Source organism: Neisseria shayeganii 871 (genome assembly GCF_000226875.1).
Lineage (GTDB): Bacteria > Pseudomonadota > Gammaproteobacteria > Burkholderiales > Neisseriaceae > Eikenella > Eikenella shayeganii.
Genome location: NZ_JH164926.1, coordinates 1,529,622 through 1,544,543 on the forward strand (window position 1 = coordinate 1,529,622; position 14,922 = coordinate 1,544,543).

Below are 14,922 nucleotides of genomic sequence, written 5' to 3' on the forward strand. Positions count from 1 at the left end.
GGCCTGCCACGGGCTGTTGGCGTTTTTGCTGCCCGCTGCTAAAGCAGGCCGGCCCACCACAGAATGCCGTTGAGCACGCCGATGCCGGTGGCCAGACTGAGCAACATATTGCGCCGCCAAGCATGTATGCCAAGCACGGCCAGCAAAGCGGCCAGTTCGGCCGCCAAGCGCAGCCCGCCCTGCCCGCCGTCGGGCAGGCTCAGGCCGCTCAAAATCAGCAACACCAACACCACCAACGGTAGGGCGGCATTCACGTCTTGCAGCAATTTGGCTTTCAACCAGCTTTTCGGCAGCATCAAAGGTGCGGCGCGCAAAGCAAACGTGACGCTGCCCATCAGCAAAACCGTGAGCCACCATTGCCAAGCCTGCGCCGTCATCGGCCTGCCCTCCCCGTCCACACCGCCGAGCGGCACACGATAAACACCACACTCAAAGCCACGGCCAACAGCAGCAGATATTGCTGCGTGAAGGCGCCTGCCGTCCAGAAAGCGGCGGCGGCCAACAAGCAGGGCCACCATTCGCGGCGGTTGCGGTATTGCTCGTAAGCCAAAATCACAAACAGGCAGTTCAACGCAAAGCCCAAATTCGGGATCCACTCGCCCAAGCCGCCGCCCACGCCGACGCCGGCCAGGGTGCCGAGCACCCAATACATCTGGTTGCAAAACACAATCCGCCCCATCAATGGCCGGCGCAAGGGGGGCGGCAAGGTAGTCAGCACCGAAAAGCTTTCATCGGTCAGCGCAAACAGACTGTACCAACGCACCCATTTGCGCTCGGGCAGATCGTCTAACAGCGGCATGGCGTAAAACACATGCCGCAGATTGATGATGAAGGTATTGAGCGTCATCGCCAACACACCGGCCCCGCCGGCAAACATGGCCACCGAGGCATATTGCGCGGCACCGGAATACATAATCAGGCTGGAAGCCGCCGACAACCAAGCCGGCAAACCGGCGGCGCTCATCAGCACGCCGAAGGCCACTGCCGCGGGGACATAGCCCAAGGCAATCGGATAAGAATAATGCAGCGCCAGCCGCCATTTGCGGGCGCCCGACAAATGCTCCGAATCGCTCATCGCTTCACCAAAGGGAATCAACAAAAGGCGGCGATTGTAAGCAGGCGCGGTGCATTCGGCAAGCAGCAGAAAGGCTACCTGAAAGCGAAAACACTTTCAGGTAGCCTGATACCGGAATCGGAGGTTTTGGCAGTGGTTGTGGTTTTAGTCCTCTTGCGCCCCGGTTTGCAGATAATTGGCCAAGCCTACGGAAGCAATCAGCTCCTGCTGGGTTTCCAGCCAATCAATGCGTTCTTCGTTTTCATGCTTCTGTGCCTGCAATAGCTGGCGGGAAACATAGTCCTGCTTCGCTTCGCACTCGGCGATGGCTTCCACCAGCGCAGTGTGCTTTTCCTGCTCTTTTTGCAAATCGCAGCGGATGATTTCTTCCACATTCTCACCGATCAGCAGCTTGCCCAGCTCTTGCAGATTGGGCAGGCCTTCCAAGAGCAGAATGCGCTCGATCAGATCGTCCGCCGCCTTCATTTCGGTAATCGACTGTTTGTAGAAATAGCCGCCCAGCTCTTCAAAACCCCAGTTTTTCAGAATGCGGGCATGCAGGAAATATTGGTTGATGGTCACCAACAGCAGGCCGAGGTTGCGGTTGAGCTGGCGGATAACGTCGCGGTCGCCTTTCATGGCAGTACTCCTTCAAATAGTTGGCTTACAGCTGGCTTTGCAGGTAGTTTTGCTCGCCCACCAGCTTGATCAGACGCAACTGCTGCTCCAACCAATGTGCGTGGTCTTCTTCGGTGTCTTTCAATTGGTTCACCAGCATCTCGCGGGTCACGTAGTCTTGCTGCTCTTCGCACAGCTTGATGCCTTTTTTCAGGTTGTCGCGCACTTCGTATTCGGTTTCCAAATCAAACTGCAGCATCTCGGCCACATCTTTACCTACGCGGATGGCGCTGGGTACGCACACGGGAGTGCCGCCCAACATCAGAATGCGGCGGATAAAGTTTTCGGCGTGCAGGGTTTCGTCTTCCATTTCGTGGCCGATGCGCTCGAACAGCTTGGTGTAGCCCCATTCGGCGTACATACGGGAATGGATGAAGTATTGGTCGCGGGCGGCCAATTCGCCGGCCAACATCTCGTTCATATAATCGATAACTGCTTTATTGCTTTGCATGGTTTTGCTCCTTAAGTGATGTGAGGTTGCAGAGCAACGCCCTTACGGCGGCCCGCTGTTGATGGCTGCGCATTATACGCGGCTTATTGAGAAAATTCTCATCTCCGCTTTTTAATGCGAATAATTCTTTTATAAAACAACCACCTCGCCCAAATAGATTAAAATAAAATCCTTATAAAATATAAAGGCTTAATATGATACTGGTTTTCAATTAAATATAACAATGATTACCATCCACCTGGATATTTACACAGCTTTACTTCAAAAAGACAAAAAAGTGAAGACAAACATTAACTTGCAGATGATAACCATTGACATTTCTCACTCATCAACCTGATGCTTTTACGAAGCAGCTAAATTTGAGTGCCATTCAAGACATAAGCTGTGCAACGGGCATGAACACGAGAAATCTCTTTAATACAGGCAGACACATACAAGACTAAGCAAGCAGGCCTTTCCCTAAGACAGCAACATACTAATAAATAGAGCAGAAATCTGCTGCAGATGGGGGCTTCGCAAAGGTCTCGGACTACCTGAAACCAATACAACCGCTCACCGCTACCAGCCAAAACCAAACGGCCGCAATATGCGACCGTTTTGACATCATGATCCCTATCCGTCTTCAATCCAACCGGAAAGCCACCGCTTCTCCGGCAAAGCTATCCACTGCCCGCCAAACAGCCGCTACCACTGCGGCAGCCAACGGGAAACCGTGTAAATCAGCAAACCCACCAGGCCGCCGACCAAGGTGCCGTTGATGCGGATAAACTGCAAATCGCGGCCCACGCTCAATTCCAGCTTGTCCGTCATCTGGCGGCTGTCCCAGCTTTTCACTTTTTCCGCCACAAACTGCGCCCCGCGGTGTTTGTAGCGCTCCACCGCATCGCGTACCAACAGGGCGATGCGGGCGTCGATGCGGCGCATAAACTGCGGATAGGCATCGGCCTGATGCTGCATATGGCGCAGCAGGCGCGTCAGCTGGGCCACGGTGAGCGAATCGGCGCGGCGCACGTCGCGCTCGCTCCAGCGGATCAACCCCTGCCACAGCAGCGCGCACTGGCGGTAGAGCGCCGGCGAAGCGGCCAGCTGCTGTTTGCCGCTTTCCAAACGGCGGTGCCACTCCGGCGATTCGCGCAAATTCTGCATCAGCGCCGCATATTGCGCCTCGAAGCCGGTACGCAGGGAGTGTTGCTCGTCGGCCAGCGCCGCAGCGGCATAGCTGTCGACCCAATCCAGCGCTTTCTGCGCCACCCAGCCGTCCACTTGGCCGACCAAAGTGCCTTTGAGCTGCGCCTTCAAACGCGCCCAGGTATCGGGTTTGTCGCTTTCGATTTTCTGCGCCCACTCCAGCAGATTCGCTTCCAGCAGGGCGCGGGTTTCCGGCTGCCGCAGCCAGCCGCGCAGCTGCACCAGCCCCGCTGTCAGCAATACCTGGTGCAGCCCTTGGCTGCGCAACAGGCCCAGCATCTCGGCCGAGGCTTTGCCAATTTTGTCGCCGCTGTATTGTTCGGCCAACAGCTGGGTGGTAAAGCGCGCCACGTGCTCGGGCTTGGCGATGCGCAGCAGCACCGGCAGTTTGGCCGCCAGCGCGGGCAGCCAAACGCGCAGGCTTTCTTTCTGCGTAAACCACGCCAGCAGGCGGTCGGACGGATGCATGCGGTACACGCGCAGGGCAATCGGCCGGCCGAGCAGGAAGTTGTTCTCGATAAAACGCCCCAGCTCCTCGGCAATCCGCGTTTGGCTGCGCGGCAGAATGGCGGTGTGCGGTATCTTCAGGCCGAGCGGATGGCGGAAGAGCGCAGTGACTGCAAACCAATCCGCCAGCGCGCCTACCATGGCGGCCTCGGCAAAGGCTTTCAGGTAGCCCAAAGCGGGATAACGGCCCAGCAGCACGGAAGAAAGCACAAACAGCGCCGCCGCCAGCAGCAGCAGGCCCAAGGCCCACGCGCGGGCGCGGCGCAGGCGGGCGCGGGCATCGGCTTCGCGGCTGTGTTCGGTTAGGATACGGCTCATGGCAGATTTCCGTAAATCCTTAAAAATCAGTCATCTGTTAACAAGTAGTATCACGGCAATGTTTCGGCCCAAGTCGTTTTCTTCTGCGTCGGACATATTTGTCAAACGCACAATCTATGGCCTCACCATCTCACAACATTGTTTTAATGAAAAATTAACTCAACCCTTGGCAATCTATGGAGCAACCATGTGAAAGGCGGGGACCAAGTATGCAAAAGGCAGAACAAAACGAGAGTCGGCCCTACCGTCAGCGTCTTCTTTACATACCAACGGCGGGAATTTTTAATTCCCCAACCACCCTCCACCCATTGACACTCATCCTGAGACCTTTGCACCCCTCATCTGCGGCGCATTTCTGCGTTGTGCGTTTATGCCCTATGGGTACTGCTCGCTCGCTTGCTTATCTAGATGATATGTCTTTCCCACGGGGATTCCTGGCGTTCACGCTCGCTGCGCTGCTATGCCTTGAACTGCATCCACATCTGGCGGGTTTGCAAAGGTCTCAGCCTATTAAACTCAGGTTTGACAATATTCAATTCAACAGTAGCTTCACAGAGCATCAGCTTTACTCATCATCAGAAAGCGATTGGGGATCAAGATTGCCCCGAAAAACGGTTAGCCAGATGATGCCCTATGATTCAGTAGAACATGAGGTGAGCCGGCCAATACAATTGAGCCTGGGTAGGCAGAGCATGACCCAGCCAATTTTCATTTCGTTCGCCACAGGAACAATATCAACAGCCTGAAACGCCGCACAGAATTTAGACAGCTGGCCGTATTCTCGCTAATTTTTGCAGGATACAAGCTATTCTTTACATTGATAATCAAACAAAAAATATCTCTGCTGAATTTTATTTCATACAAATCAAAGCTTCGTCAGTTGATGTTGAGAAAGCACATCAGGCTACCTGAAAGCCGCTTTCCATTTTCAGGTAGCCCGATAGGTGATTGTCAGGCGGCAGACCGGAGGCGGCCTATTCGGCCGAAAGCTCGGCCTGCTCGGCGGCGCTCAGCACGCGGATGCTGCCGTCGGGGGTGAGGCCGTGGATTTCTTTGTCATCGCTGCCGGCCTGCATGCGGGCAAGGAAATCGAGAATGTCGGCGCTGATTTCCTGACCGGGTACCAGCACGGGGATGCCGGGCGGATAGGGCACGATTTGGTCGCAGCAGATGCGGCCGATCAGGGCGGGATTGGCTTTTTTGCCGTTCAACAGCGGCAAGCGTTCGCCGTCGCTGTAGAAGGCGTCGCGCGGCAGGCAGGCCAAGCGGCTGAAATGCGGCACTTTGAGCGGCGGCGCTTTCAGGCTGGCTTTGCGTTTCGGCTGCTCCTGATCCAGGGTGTTAAGGGCGTGGATGAGGCGCATGGCTTTTTCGGCGGTGGTACCGATGGTCACCAACACGCTGACGGTGGCGAAGGTGGCTTTTTCTACCTGAATATTGAAACGCTCGAACAGGATGTGTTGGATTTGGTTGCCGGAGAAGCCGCTGGTGCGGGTGTCGATGGTGATCTTGGTGGGATCGAGGCGCACATTGTCGCGGCGGATGCTGTCGGGCATCAGTTCGTCGATGGAGGCTACCTGAAAATGATGCAGGGCGTTGATCCGTTCGCGCAGCATGGCGGCAATGCCCAAGGCTTGCGACAACAGACCGTAGCCTTCCATCACCATTTGCTGGCGGGCCACGTCGAGGCTGGCGATGATGCTGTATTGCGGGCTGGTGGAAGCGTGCATATTGAAGGTTTCGCGCAGCAGGTGCGGGTCGTGCTCCGGGTCGTTCACATGCACCATGCTGGCCTGCGAAAAGGCGGACATGGTTTTGTGGGTGCTTTGGGTCACGTAGTCGGCACCCAGCTCCAGCGCGGTGGGGCGGAAGGCGGGGTGGAAACGGGCAAAGCCGTACCAGGCTTCGTCGATGATGACCTTCATGCCCTTGGCGTGGGCGGCTTCGATAATCGGTTTGAGGTCGTAGCAGAGGCCGTCGTAGGTGCTGCTGGTGAGAATGAGCGCGGTGGCGTAGGGGTGTTCTTCGATGGCGCGCAGAATGGTCTGCTTGGGCACCAGGCCGAACAGGCCGAGGGCTTCGTTGGTGCTGCTGTCCAGATACACCGGCCGCGCGCCCGACAAAATCACGCCGTGGTGCACCGATTTGTGGCAATTACGGTCGAGCAGCAAGGTGTCACCAGGGGTGAGCAGGGTTTGCAGAATCACCTTGTTGGCGGTGGAGGAGCCGTTGGTGGCGAAATAGGTGCGGCGGGCGCCGAAAGCTTGGGCGGCCAGGTTTTGCGCTTCTTCGATGACGCCTTCGGGGTGCAGCAGGGAATCGAGGCTCTGCACGGAAACGGACAAGTCGGCCTGCCACATACTTTGGCCGACAAAATGGTAGAAATCGCTACCCCAAGCGCTGTGGCGCAGCGAATCACCGCCGGAATGGCCGGGGGTGTGCCAAGAATCAGGCTTGCGGTTGACGTAGCTTTGCAGGGCGGAATAAAACGGGGTGGCACTTTGTTTTTGCAGATCGGCGGCCACGGCGTCGCGCACGGCGTTGCCGTCGCGGCGCGACAACGGCAGGCGGCGGGCGGCTGGACAATGGGCGGCCTTGCCTTCGTCGTCGCTCCACAGATACAGCGGCACTTCGGCGCGCCAGCTCAGGCTTTGGCGGGCATCGCCGATGGTTTTGAGCTGCTTTTGCGTGAGTTTGGCGGCGTCCAACACCACGGCCTGCACGCGCGGATCGTTGAGGGCGGTTTCCCAATCATCGAAGGGATAATTGTCAAACACCAGCGTCATGCTGCCGGTGATGTGCATTTGGTCTTTGAGGGGGCTCATGCCGTCTTTGGACAAGACGATCACGCTGCTGATGGCGCTCATCAAATTTCTCCTGTATCTGTGTTATTGGTATGGAGGGCGCCCAGCCTGCATCTTGACGTTTCTCTTATGCATATCGGCCGGCTACCCGCCTGAAAATCAAGCGGGCGGATTATTCCAAGCCTGAAGCAGAATGGCAAGGCCGATGTGGCTGTTGAATGAGCATAGGCTACCTGAAGCGGAGTGTTTCATTGCAGCACTTGATTAGGGCTTATCATCATAATAATGCTTGCGAAGCGGTTTTTTGAGGTAACAGCTGCAACTGCTAGGCAAAAAGCGCAGTAAGATTGGACATCTTGCGAGCATATTTAACGCCGTAGGTGCGGATTTTCACCCCCAATACCGCCACAGCGCTTGGTGACGACATCATAGATAACCTGAGACCTTTGCAAACTCCTCAGATGTGGATACAGTTCAAGGCGTAGCAGCGCAGCGAGCATGAACGCCAGGAATCCCCGTGGGACAAACATATCATATAGATAGGCAAGCGAGCGAGCAGCACACAACGCAGAAATGCGCCGCAGATGGGGGTTTTGCAAAGGTCTCAACCTATGCATATAGGCCTATTGTTCATGGACGCCTTCTACTGACACTTTGTTCCCAACCTCCCTATGACGGCTAAGAGAGACCCCGCAATGAATACTTTGCTCATCTATCTTTTTAAACACGCAGCCGCCCGTGGGCGGCTGAACAGACGCAGCCCTTGGCAGCGCATACCCTCATTGTTTCAACACGCAGCCGCCCGTGGGCGGCTGACTGGAACCGGTGGAGGGCGAGTAATGGACTATTACCTGTTTCAACACGAGCCGCCCGTGGGCGGCTGATTTAACAATGTTAGGGGTGTGAAATGTTTATTTCTGTTTCAACACGCAGCCGCCCGTGGGCGGCTGACAAACCGTAGCCCATGATTTCGGCCATATCGGCGGTTTCAACACGCAGCCGCCCGTGGGCGGCTGATTGAAACCTTGAGAGCAGCGCTAGACCATCTTTCAGTTTCAACACGCAGCCGCCCGTGGGCGGCTGACTCGATAGCCTGATTGAGCAAGGCTACACCTACGACGTTTCAACACGCAGCCGCCCGTGGGCGGCTGAGAACGTCAGGCTGTAACGCCTGCTAAAGCTCCCGTTTCAACACGCAGCCGCCCGTGGGCGGCTGAAGGTAAAAACGTACATGGCGGCCATCGTGCCGAAGTTTCAACACGCAGCCGCCCGTGGGCGGCTGAGCCTTCGGCATCACGCGCTGGAATACCTGCTACCGTTTCAACACGCAGCCGCCCGTGGGCGGCTGATTGATTGTCTCTTATAACCTTTTCCCACCAGTCGTTTCAACACGCAGCCGCCCGTGGGCGGCTGATTTCGTTATTTAAGAAAGAAATAATATCGGGTGGGTTTCAACACGCAGCCGCCCGTGGGCGGCTGATTTGGTGGTGGAAACCATCCGAAAGGCAGTTTATGGTTTCAACACGCAGCCGCCCGTGGGCGGCTGATTTGAATATTGGCCCAGTCGATTTGCTCCCCCGCTGTTTCAACACGCAGCCGCCCGTGGGCGGCTGAGTCGTGGCGGATATGGATTTTGAAACGCAGAAAGTGTTTCAACACGCAGCCGCCCGTGGGCGGCTGACCACAGGTGCAGCCGACTTTCTCCAAAATTTCTTGTTTCAACACGCAGCCGCCCGTGGGCGGCTGATTTTGCTATGACCTTCGCGCTTGTTTGGATGGTGTAGTTTCAACACGCAGCCGCCCGTGGGCGGCTGACCTACTTGGTTGTTACCCTAGCATTCCTACGGGTGTTTCAACACGCAGCCGCCCGTGGGCGGCTGAATGGAACCATTGTTGGATGCGTGTCCACCATGAAGTTTCAACACGCAGCCGCCCGTGGGCGGCTGAATGCGTTTGCCGACAGCTTTATGTCGGCCAATCGTTTCAACACGCAGCCGCCCGTGGGCGGCTGAATACGCTGCGCCGTCCGGCAGCAGCAGGCGCATGGTTTCAACACGCAGCCGCCCGTGGGCGGCTGACTACCATTTGGCCGGCATCGAGTTGCCGGAACACGTTTCAACACGCAGCCGCCCGTGGGCGGCTGAATCCGCTGGCCTTGGTCGGGCTACCTGAAACGGTAGTTTCAACACGCAGCCGCCCGTGGGCGGCTGAGCTACAACCATACGTCCATCAATACACATAGATGGTTTCAACACGCAGCCGCCCGTGGGCGGCTGACGCCTGGAACATATGATGATGTTACATCCAAGTTTGTTTCAACACGCAGCCGCCCGTGGGCGGCTGAGGAAGCAAATACCTTAGTCCCCAAGTTAATGTGGTTTCAACACGCAGCCGCCCGTGGGCGGCTGAAGCCCTGTCGGAAAGCCTTGCCAATCCAAGCCAAAACCGCCTGTTTTCGCTAAAAGCCTCCTAATGGGCACAAAGCGGATGATAGCATCATCCGCTTTCTATCCAATCTACTGAATTATTAAAGATATCAACCTTCGCCAACCTACCGGGAAAATCATGAGCACCACAGTTTGGCGATTGGCTAATCGAATGCTGCAGGCTACCTGAACAACGCCGACACCGCTTTCAGGTAGCCCGACCCGGCCGTTTACTTCGCCTGCTGCTTTTTCACGCTCACTTGGCGTTTTTTCGGCTTGCGGATGCGGTCTTTTTCGGCTTTTTGGTTTTCCCGTTTGGCGATGCGGTTGCTGAGGGACACGCGGCGCAGGGGTTTGTTTTTCACCTTGTCCGCGCTCTCCTCATACGGGTTGTCCGATACATTGTATTGAATGCGCAAGGGTGTGCCTTGCAGATTGAAGGCTTTGCGGAAGGTTTGGGTGAGGTAGCGGGTGTAGCTGTCGGAAATATGCTGCAGGGCATTGCCGTGCACCACGATCACCGGCGGGTTCATGCCGCCTTGGTGGGCGTAGCGCATCTTGGGGCGCACCAGGCCGGCGCGCGGCGGGGCTTGGCGCTCGACGGCGGATTGCAGCACGCGGGTGATTTTCGGCGTCGGCATGTTGATCATCGCCGCGTCGTAGGCGGCTTGGATGCTGTCAAACAGGCCGTCGATGCCTTTTTCTTTGAGGGCGGAAATGTAGTGGAAACGGGCGAAATCGAGAAAATACAGCTTGCGGGCGATGTCGCGCTTGATTTGCTCGCGCCGCTCTTCATCGATGCCGTCCCATTTGTTGACCGCCACCACCAGCGCCCGCCCGGCCTCCAGCGCAAAACCGGCAATGGTGGCGTCTTGGTCGGCAATATCTTGTTGCGCGTCCAACACCAACACCGCCACATTGGCCGCCTCAACCGCCTGCATGGCTTTGATCACGGAAAACTTTTCCACCGCTTCTTCCACCTTGCCGCGGCGGCGCACGCCGGCGGTGTCAATGATGGTAAACGGCCGGCCGTGGCGCTCGAAATCGATGTGGATGCTGTCGCGGGTGGTGCCGGCCATATCGAAGGCGATCACGCGCTCTTCGCCCAAAATGGCGTTTACCAGCGTGGATTTGCCCACATTGGGGCGGCCGATCACGGCAAACACGGGGTGTTTGGCGCTCTCGCCCTCTTCTTCGGCATCGGGGAAACGGCCGAGAATGTCTTCCATCAAATCATACACGCCGTCGCCGTGGGCGCCGGAAATCACATACGGTTCGCCCAGCGCCAGCTCGTAAAACTCGGCCGCCAGCACCGCCTGATTGCCGCCCTCGGCTTTGTTCACCGCCAAAAACACCGGCCGCGGGCTTTGGCGCAGGCGGTCGGCAATGATTTTGTCTTGCGGCGTGAGGCCGGTGCGCGCGTCCACCAGAAACACCACCGCGTCGGCTTCGTCCACCGCCTGCAAGGTTTGCTTGGCCATTTCGTGCAGAATGCCGCTGTCCACCACCGGCTCGAAACCGCCGGTGTCCACCACCAGATAAGGCTTGCTGCCCACGCGGCCGTGGCCGTAGTGGCGGTCGCGGGTGAGGCCGGGCAAATCGTGCACCAGCGCATCTTTGGTGCGGGTGAGACGGTTGAACAGAGTGGATTTGCCCACATTGGGGCGGCCGACGAGGGCGATGGTGGGTTTCATACAATTCTTTCTGTTTCAGGCTACCTGAAAAACCGGCGGCGGCAGGTATTTGGAAAAACGCACGCTGTGCTTCAATTTCGATTCGGTAAAGTGGTAAACACTTGAAGGTTTTCAGGCAGCCTTAGGCTGCCTGAAAACCTTGTGACAAACGGCAATCCGCATCCTAAGGCGTGGCCACCAAGCGTTGAGGCGGTATTTTCGGCTAACAACCGCCGCCCAAGCACGATGACGACACGCCCTAACGCGGGCAACGGAAAAATACCATGGGATTGTCATGCCAATCCGAGCTGTCAATCAAAAGGCCTCTACGGTCGATCGACCATTCCCACCGCTGGTTGTTTTTGCGCACCACCGTCTCGTCTTCCGAATCCATACGGATGGAAGCCCGTCCTTCCAGCTCAATGCTGTTGGCACGGCTGATTCTGATGTTCAGGCTGTCGATGCCGCCGTCGTATTCGAAAATTCGAAAACCGCGCGGATTCACCCGCATAAAAAACACTTCCTGATCCGCATACTTATCCGGACGCTGACAATACTGGCGCATTTGCGCCCGCGTGGGTTGGGTGGCTTGATAAAACCCGGCCCACTTGCCCTGGAATTCGGCAGGAATGGTCTGAGCCAGCGCCGGGATAGCCGATGCGCCCAACAGGGCGGCCAATAGCAAGAGTTTCCGCATGATCATTCTCCTTTATTTATTGTTTGATATATTTTTGTCAAGACTGAAACCTTTTCACTATCCAGTCAATCATATACCGGCCAAATGATGTCTATCCCGGCGCCGGCGCCATTGAAGAGAAAAACAGCTTTCAGGTAGCCTGAACACAGCATACAGGCTACCTGAAAAGATTCGTTCAAATGGGCGGCGATTTTAGCACAATCATGATTCGCCCGTATTCGGGCTACCTGAAAAAGGGCGCGGAAGGTGTTAAAATCGCGCGTTTATTTTCCGCTTCGGCAGCCATCATGAGCAAGCAAGACAACGACACCATCCGCATCCGCGGCGCACGCACCCATAATCTGAAAAACGTCGATCTCGACATCCCCCGCCACAAGCTCGTGGTGGTAACGGGTTTGTCGGGCAGCGGCAAATCCTCGCTCGCGTTCGACACGCTTTATGCCGAAGGCCAGCGCCGCTATGTGGAAAGCCTTTCGGCCTATGCGCGCCAGTTTTTGCAGATGATGGATAAGCCCGATGTCGATTTGATCGAAGGCTTGTCGCCCGCCATTTCAATCGAACAAAAATCCACCAGCCACAACCCGCGCTCCACCGTCGGCACCGTAACCGAAATTCACGATTATCTGCGCCTTCTGTATGCCCGCGTCGGCACGCCGCATTGCCCCGAACACGATTTGCCTTTGAGCAGCCAAACCGTATCGCAAATGGTGGATGCCGTCTTAAAACTGCCTGAAGACACCCGCGTGATGATTCTCGCCCCCGCCGTGCGCGAGCGCAAAGGCGAGTTTGTCGATTTCTTTGCCGACTTGCAGGCGCAAGGCTTTGCCCGCGTGCGCGTGGACGGCGAAGTCTATCAGCTCGACGAAGTGCCCAAGCTCGAAAAAAACATCAAGCACAATATCGACGTAGTCATCGACCGCGTGAAAGTAAAAGCCGACATCAAACAGCGGCTGGCCGAAAGTTTTGAAACCGCCCTGCGCCACGGTGGCGAACGTGCGCTGGCGCTGGAAATGGACAGTGGCGAAGAACATTGGTTTTCCGCCCAATTCGCCTGCCCCGTGTGCTCATACAGCCTGCCCGAGCTGGAACCGCGCCTGTTTTCCTTCAATAATCCGGTGGGCGCCTGCCCCACTTGCGACGGCTTGGGCAGCATGAATTTCTTCGACCCCGAACGCGTGGTCGCCCACCCCGAGCTTTCCCTAGCCGCCGGTGCGATTAAAGGCTGGGACAAACGCAACCAGTTCTATTTCCAAATGATTCAATCGCTGGCACGGCATTATCAATTCGATGTCGATACCCCGTTTGAAGGGCTACCTGAAAACATCCGCAAAATCGTGCTGCACGGCTCCGGCAAAGAAGTGATTGATTTCACCTACCTTTCCGAACGCGGCACCACCTTCAACCGCAGCCACGCCTTTGAAGGCATCATCCCCAACCTCGAACGCCGCTACCGCGAAACCGATTCGCCCACCGTGCGCGAACAGCTTGCCGAATACCAAAGCCATCGTGCCTGCCCGAGCTGCGGCGGCGCACGTTTGCGCAAAGAAGCGCGTTATGTTTATGTGGGCAAACAGCCGCTGCACGAAATCTCCGCATGGCCGCTCACCCAAACGCACCAATTCTTTGAAACCCTCAATTTGGAAGGCAACAAAAAACACATCGCCGAAAAAATCCTCAAAGAAATCACCGAGCGTTTGGGCTTTCTGATAAACGTCGGCCTCGATTATCTGAACCTCAGCCGCAGCGCCGAAACCCTTTCCGGCGGCGAAGCCCAGCGCATCCGCCTCGCCAGCCAAATCGGCAGCGGCCTCACCGGCGTGATGTACGTTTTGGACGAACCCTCCATCGGCCTGCACCAGCGCGACAACGACCGCCTGCTCGCCACCCTCAAACGCCTGCGCGACCTCGGCAACAGCGTGATTGTGGTCGAACACGACGAAGATGCTATCCGTGAGGCCGATTTCGTTATCGACATGGGCCCCGGCGCAGGCGAACACGGCGGCAACGTTATCATTGCCGACACCCCCGACAAAGTCGCCTCTTGCAAAGAATCCGTGACCGGCCAATACCTCAGCGGCAAAAAAGCCATCTCCGTGCCGTCTGAAAGAACGCCCGTCAACCCCGAAAAAATGCTCGTCCTCAAAGGCGCACGCGGCAACAACCTCAAAAACGTGACCCTCGAACTGCCTTTGGGTTTGATTACCTGCATCACCGGCGTATCCGGCAGCGGCAAATCCACCCTGATTAACGACACCCTCGCCAAAATCACCGCCCGCGAGCTCAACCGCGCCCACGAAGAACCCGCGCCCTACGACGACATCACCGGCCTCGAACACCTCGACAAAGTGATCAACGTCGACCAATCCCCCATCGGCCGCACGCCCCGCTCCAACCCCGCCACCTACACCGGCCTCTTCACCCCCATCCGCGAACTCTTCGCCGGCGTACCCCTCGCCCGCGAACGCGGCTACAACGTCGGCCGCTTCTCGTTCAACGTCAAAGGCGGCCGCTGCGAAGCCTGCCAAGGCGACGGCGTAATCAAAGTAGAAATGCACTTCCTGCCCGACGTTTACGTACCCTGCGAAGTATGCCACGGCAAACGCTACAACCGCGAAACCCTCGAAGTACAATACAAAGGCAAAAACATCAGCCAAGTGCTCGACATGACCGTAGAAGAAGCCCGCGAATTCTTCGACGCCGTGCCCACCGTATCCCGCAAACTGCAAACCCTGATGGATGTCGGCCTAGGCTACATCCGCCTCGGCCAATCCGCCACCACCCTCTCCGGCGGCGAAGCCCAACGCGTCAAACTCGCTCTCGAACTCTCCAAACGCGACACCGGCCGCACCCTCTACATCCTAGACGAACCCACCACCGGCCTGCACTTCGCCGACATCGCCCTGCTGCTGGAAGTCATAGGCCGTCTGAAAGGCAAAGGCAACTCGATAGTGATTATTGAGCATAATCTTGACGTGATTAAAACGGCGGATTGGATTGTGGATTTAGGGCCCGAGGGGGGCGATGGGGGAGGGAGGATTATTGCGGAGGGGACGCCGGAGGGGGTTGTGAATGCAGAGGGGAGTTATACAGGCAAGTATCTAAAATTACTAAGTATTTAATAAAAAG

At 56.8% G+C, this 14,922-nt stretch carries 9 protein-coding genes, 1 pseudogene and 1 CRISPR repeat array; of the genes and pseudogenes, 2 read left to right on the top strand and 8 right to left on the bottom strand.

All coding sequences use genetic code 11. The features are described 5' to 3' along the window. Positions 1-38: 38 nt before the first annotated feature. The 5 genes from HMPREF9371_RS07025 to HMPREF9371_RS07045 form a co-directional block, all read right to left on the bottom strand. Positions 39-377, bottom strand: coding sequence for an AzlD domain-containing protein (locus tag HMPREF9371_RS07025; RefSeq protein WP_009119324.1), 339 nt, complete (start codon positions 375-377; stop codon positions 39-41). Further along, positions 374-1,075: an AzlC family ABC transporter permease gene (locus HMPREF9371_RS07030; protein ID WP_009119325.1), complete on the bottom strand. Its 702-nt coding sequence runs from the start codon at positions 1,073-1,075 to the stop codon at positions 374-376. Before HMPREF9371_RS07030 ends, HMPREF9371_RS07025 begins: the two co-directional genes overlap by 4 nt. Before the next feature lie 144 nt (positions 1,076-1,219). After that, positions 1,220-1,693, bottom strand: a complete 474-nt coding sequence (bfr, locus tag HMPREF9371_RS07035) for a bacterioferritin (RefSeq protein ID WP_009119326.1) — start codon at positions 1,691-1,693, stop codon at positions 1,220-1,222. Between the two features lie 25 nt (positions 1,694-1,718). Further along, a complete protein-coding gene (bfr, locus tag HMPREF9371_RS07040; protein ID WP_009119327.1) occupies positions 1,719-2,183 on the bottom strand; it encodes a bacterioferritin in 465 nt (154 codons plus the stop codon). A 684-nt stretch (positions 2,184-2,867) separates the two neighbouring features. Continuing rightward, the gene (locus HMPREF9371_RS07045; RefSeq protein WP_009119328.1) at positions 2,868-4,196 is read right to left on the bottom strand and encodes a DUF445 domain-containing protein; all 1,329 of its coding nucleotides are present in this window, start codon (positions 4,194-4,196) and stop codon (positions 2,868-2,870) included. A 342-nt stretch (positions 4,197-4,538) separates the two neighbouring features. Between HMPREF9371_RS07045 and HMPREF9371_RS13495 the strand changes: the two are divergent. Next, positions 4,539-4,705 (top strand): annotated as a pseudogene (locus HMPREF9371_RS13495) (ATP-dependent exonuclease); the annotation flags it as partial. Positions 4,706-5,170: 465 nt separating this feature from the next. Here the strand turns inward: HMPREF9371_RS13495 and HMPREF9371_RS07050 are convergent. The 3 genes from HMPREF9371_RS07050 to HMPREF9371_RS07060 all read right to left on the bottom strand — a co-directional run bounded on the left by HMPREF9371_RS07050 (position 5,171) and on the right by HMPREF9371_RS07060 (position 11,796). Next, positions 5,171-7,063, bottom strand: coding sequence for an aminotransferase class I/II-fold pyridoxal phosphate-dependent enzyme (locus tag HMPREF9371_RS07050; protein WP_009119330.1), 1,893 nt, complete (start codon positions 7,061-7,063; stop codon positions 5,171-5,173). Positions 7,064-7,919: 856 nt separating this feature from the next. Next, positions 7,920-9,409: a CRISPR direct-repeat array (repeat unit 32 nt; unit sequence GTTTCAACACGCAGCCGCCCGTGGGCGGCTGA). A 247-nt stretch (positions 9,410-9,656) separates the two neighbouring features. Next, complete coding sequence (der, locus tag HMPREF9371_RS07055) at positions 9,657-11,120, bottom strand: ribosome biogenesis GTPase Der (RefSeq protein WP_009119334.1); 1,464 nt, start codon at positions 11,118-11,120, stop codon at positions 9,657-9,659. 238 nt (positions 11,121-11,358) lie between these two features. Then, positions 11,359-11,796, bottom strand: a complete 438-nt coding sequence (locus HMPREF9371_RS07060) for a hypothetical protein (protein WP_040660329.1) — start codon at positions 11,794-11,796, stop codon at positions 11,359-11,361. Between the two features lie 287 nt (positions 11,797-12,083). On the opposite strand from HMPREF9371_RS07060, the gene uvrA reads away from it, so the two are divergent. Further along, entirely contained in the window at positions 12,084-14,915 is a 2,832-nt protein-coding gene (uvrA, locus tag HMPREF9371_RS07065; RefSeq protein WP_040660941.1) for an excinuclease ABC subunit UvrA, read from the top strand. Positions 14,916-14,922 lie beyond the last annotated feature (7 nt).

What these genes read in the sequence shown, in the direction of transcription:
- uvrA (WP_040660941.1), top strand. Translation starts at nt 12,084, where the DNA reads ATGAGCAAGCAAGACAACGACACCATCCGCATCCGCGGCGCACGCACC.
- HMPREF9371_RS07030 (WP_009119325.1), bottom strand. Translation starts at nt 1,075, where the DNA reads ATGAGCGATTCGGAGCATTTGTCGGGCGCCCGCAAATGGCGGCTGGCG.
- bfr (WP_009119327.1), bottom strand. Translation starts at nt 2,183, where the DNA reads ATGCAAAGCAATAAAGCAGTTATCGATTATATGAACGAGATGTTGGCC.
- der (WP_009119334.1), bottom strand. Translation starts at nt 11,120, where the DNA reads ATGAAACCCACCATCGCCCTCGTCGGCCGCCCCAATGTGGGCAAATCC.
- bfr (WP_009119326.1), bottom strand. Translation starts at nt 1,693, where the DNA reads ATGAAAGGCGACCGCGACGTTATCCGCCAGCTCAACCGCAACCTCGGC.
- HMPREF9371_RS07050 (WP_009119330.1), bottom strand. Translation starts at nt 7,063, where the DNA reads ATGAGCGCCATCAGCAGCGTGATCGTCTTGTCCAAAGACGGCATGAGC.
- HMPREF9371_RS07025 (WP_009119324.1), bottom strand. Translation starts at nt 377, where the DNA reads ATGACGGCGCAGGCTTGGCAATGGTGGCTCACGGTTTTGCTGATGGGC.
- HMPREF9371_RS07060 (WP_040660329.1), bottom strand. Translation starts at nt 11,796, where the DNA reads ATGCGGAAACTCTTGCTATTGGCCGCCCTGTTGGGCGCATCGGCTATC.
- HMPREF9371_RS07045 (WP_009119328.1), bottom strand. Translation starts at nt 4,196, where the DNA reads ATGAGCCGTATCCTAACCGAACACAGCCGCGAAGCCGATGCCCGCGCC.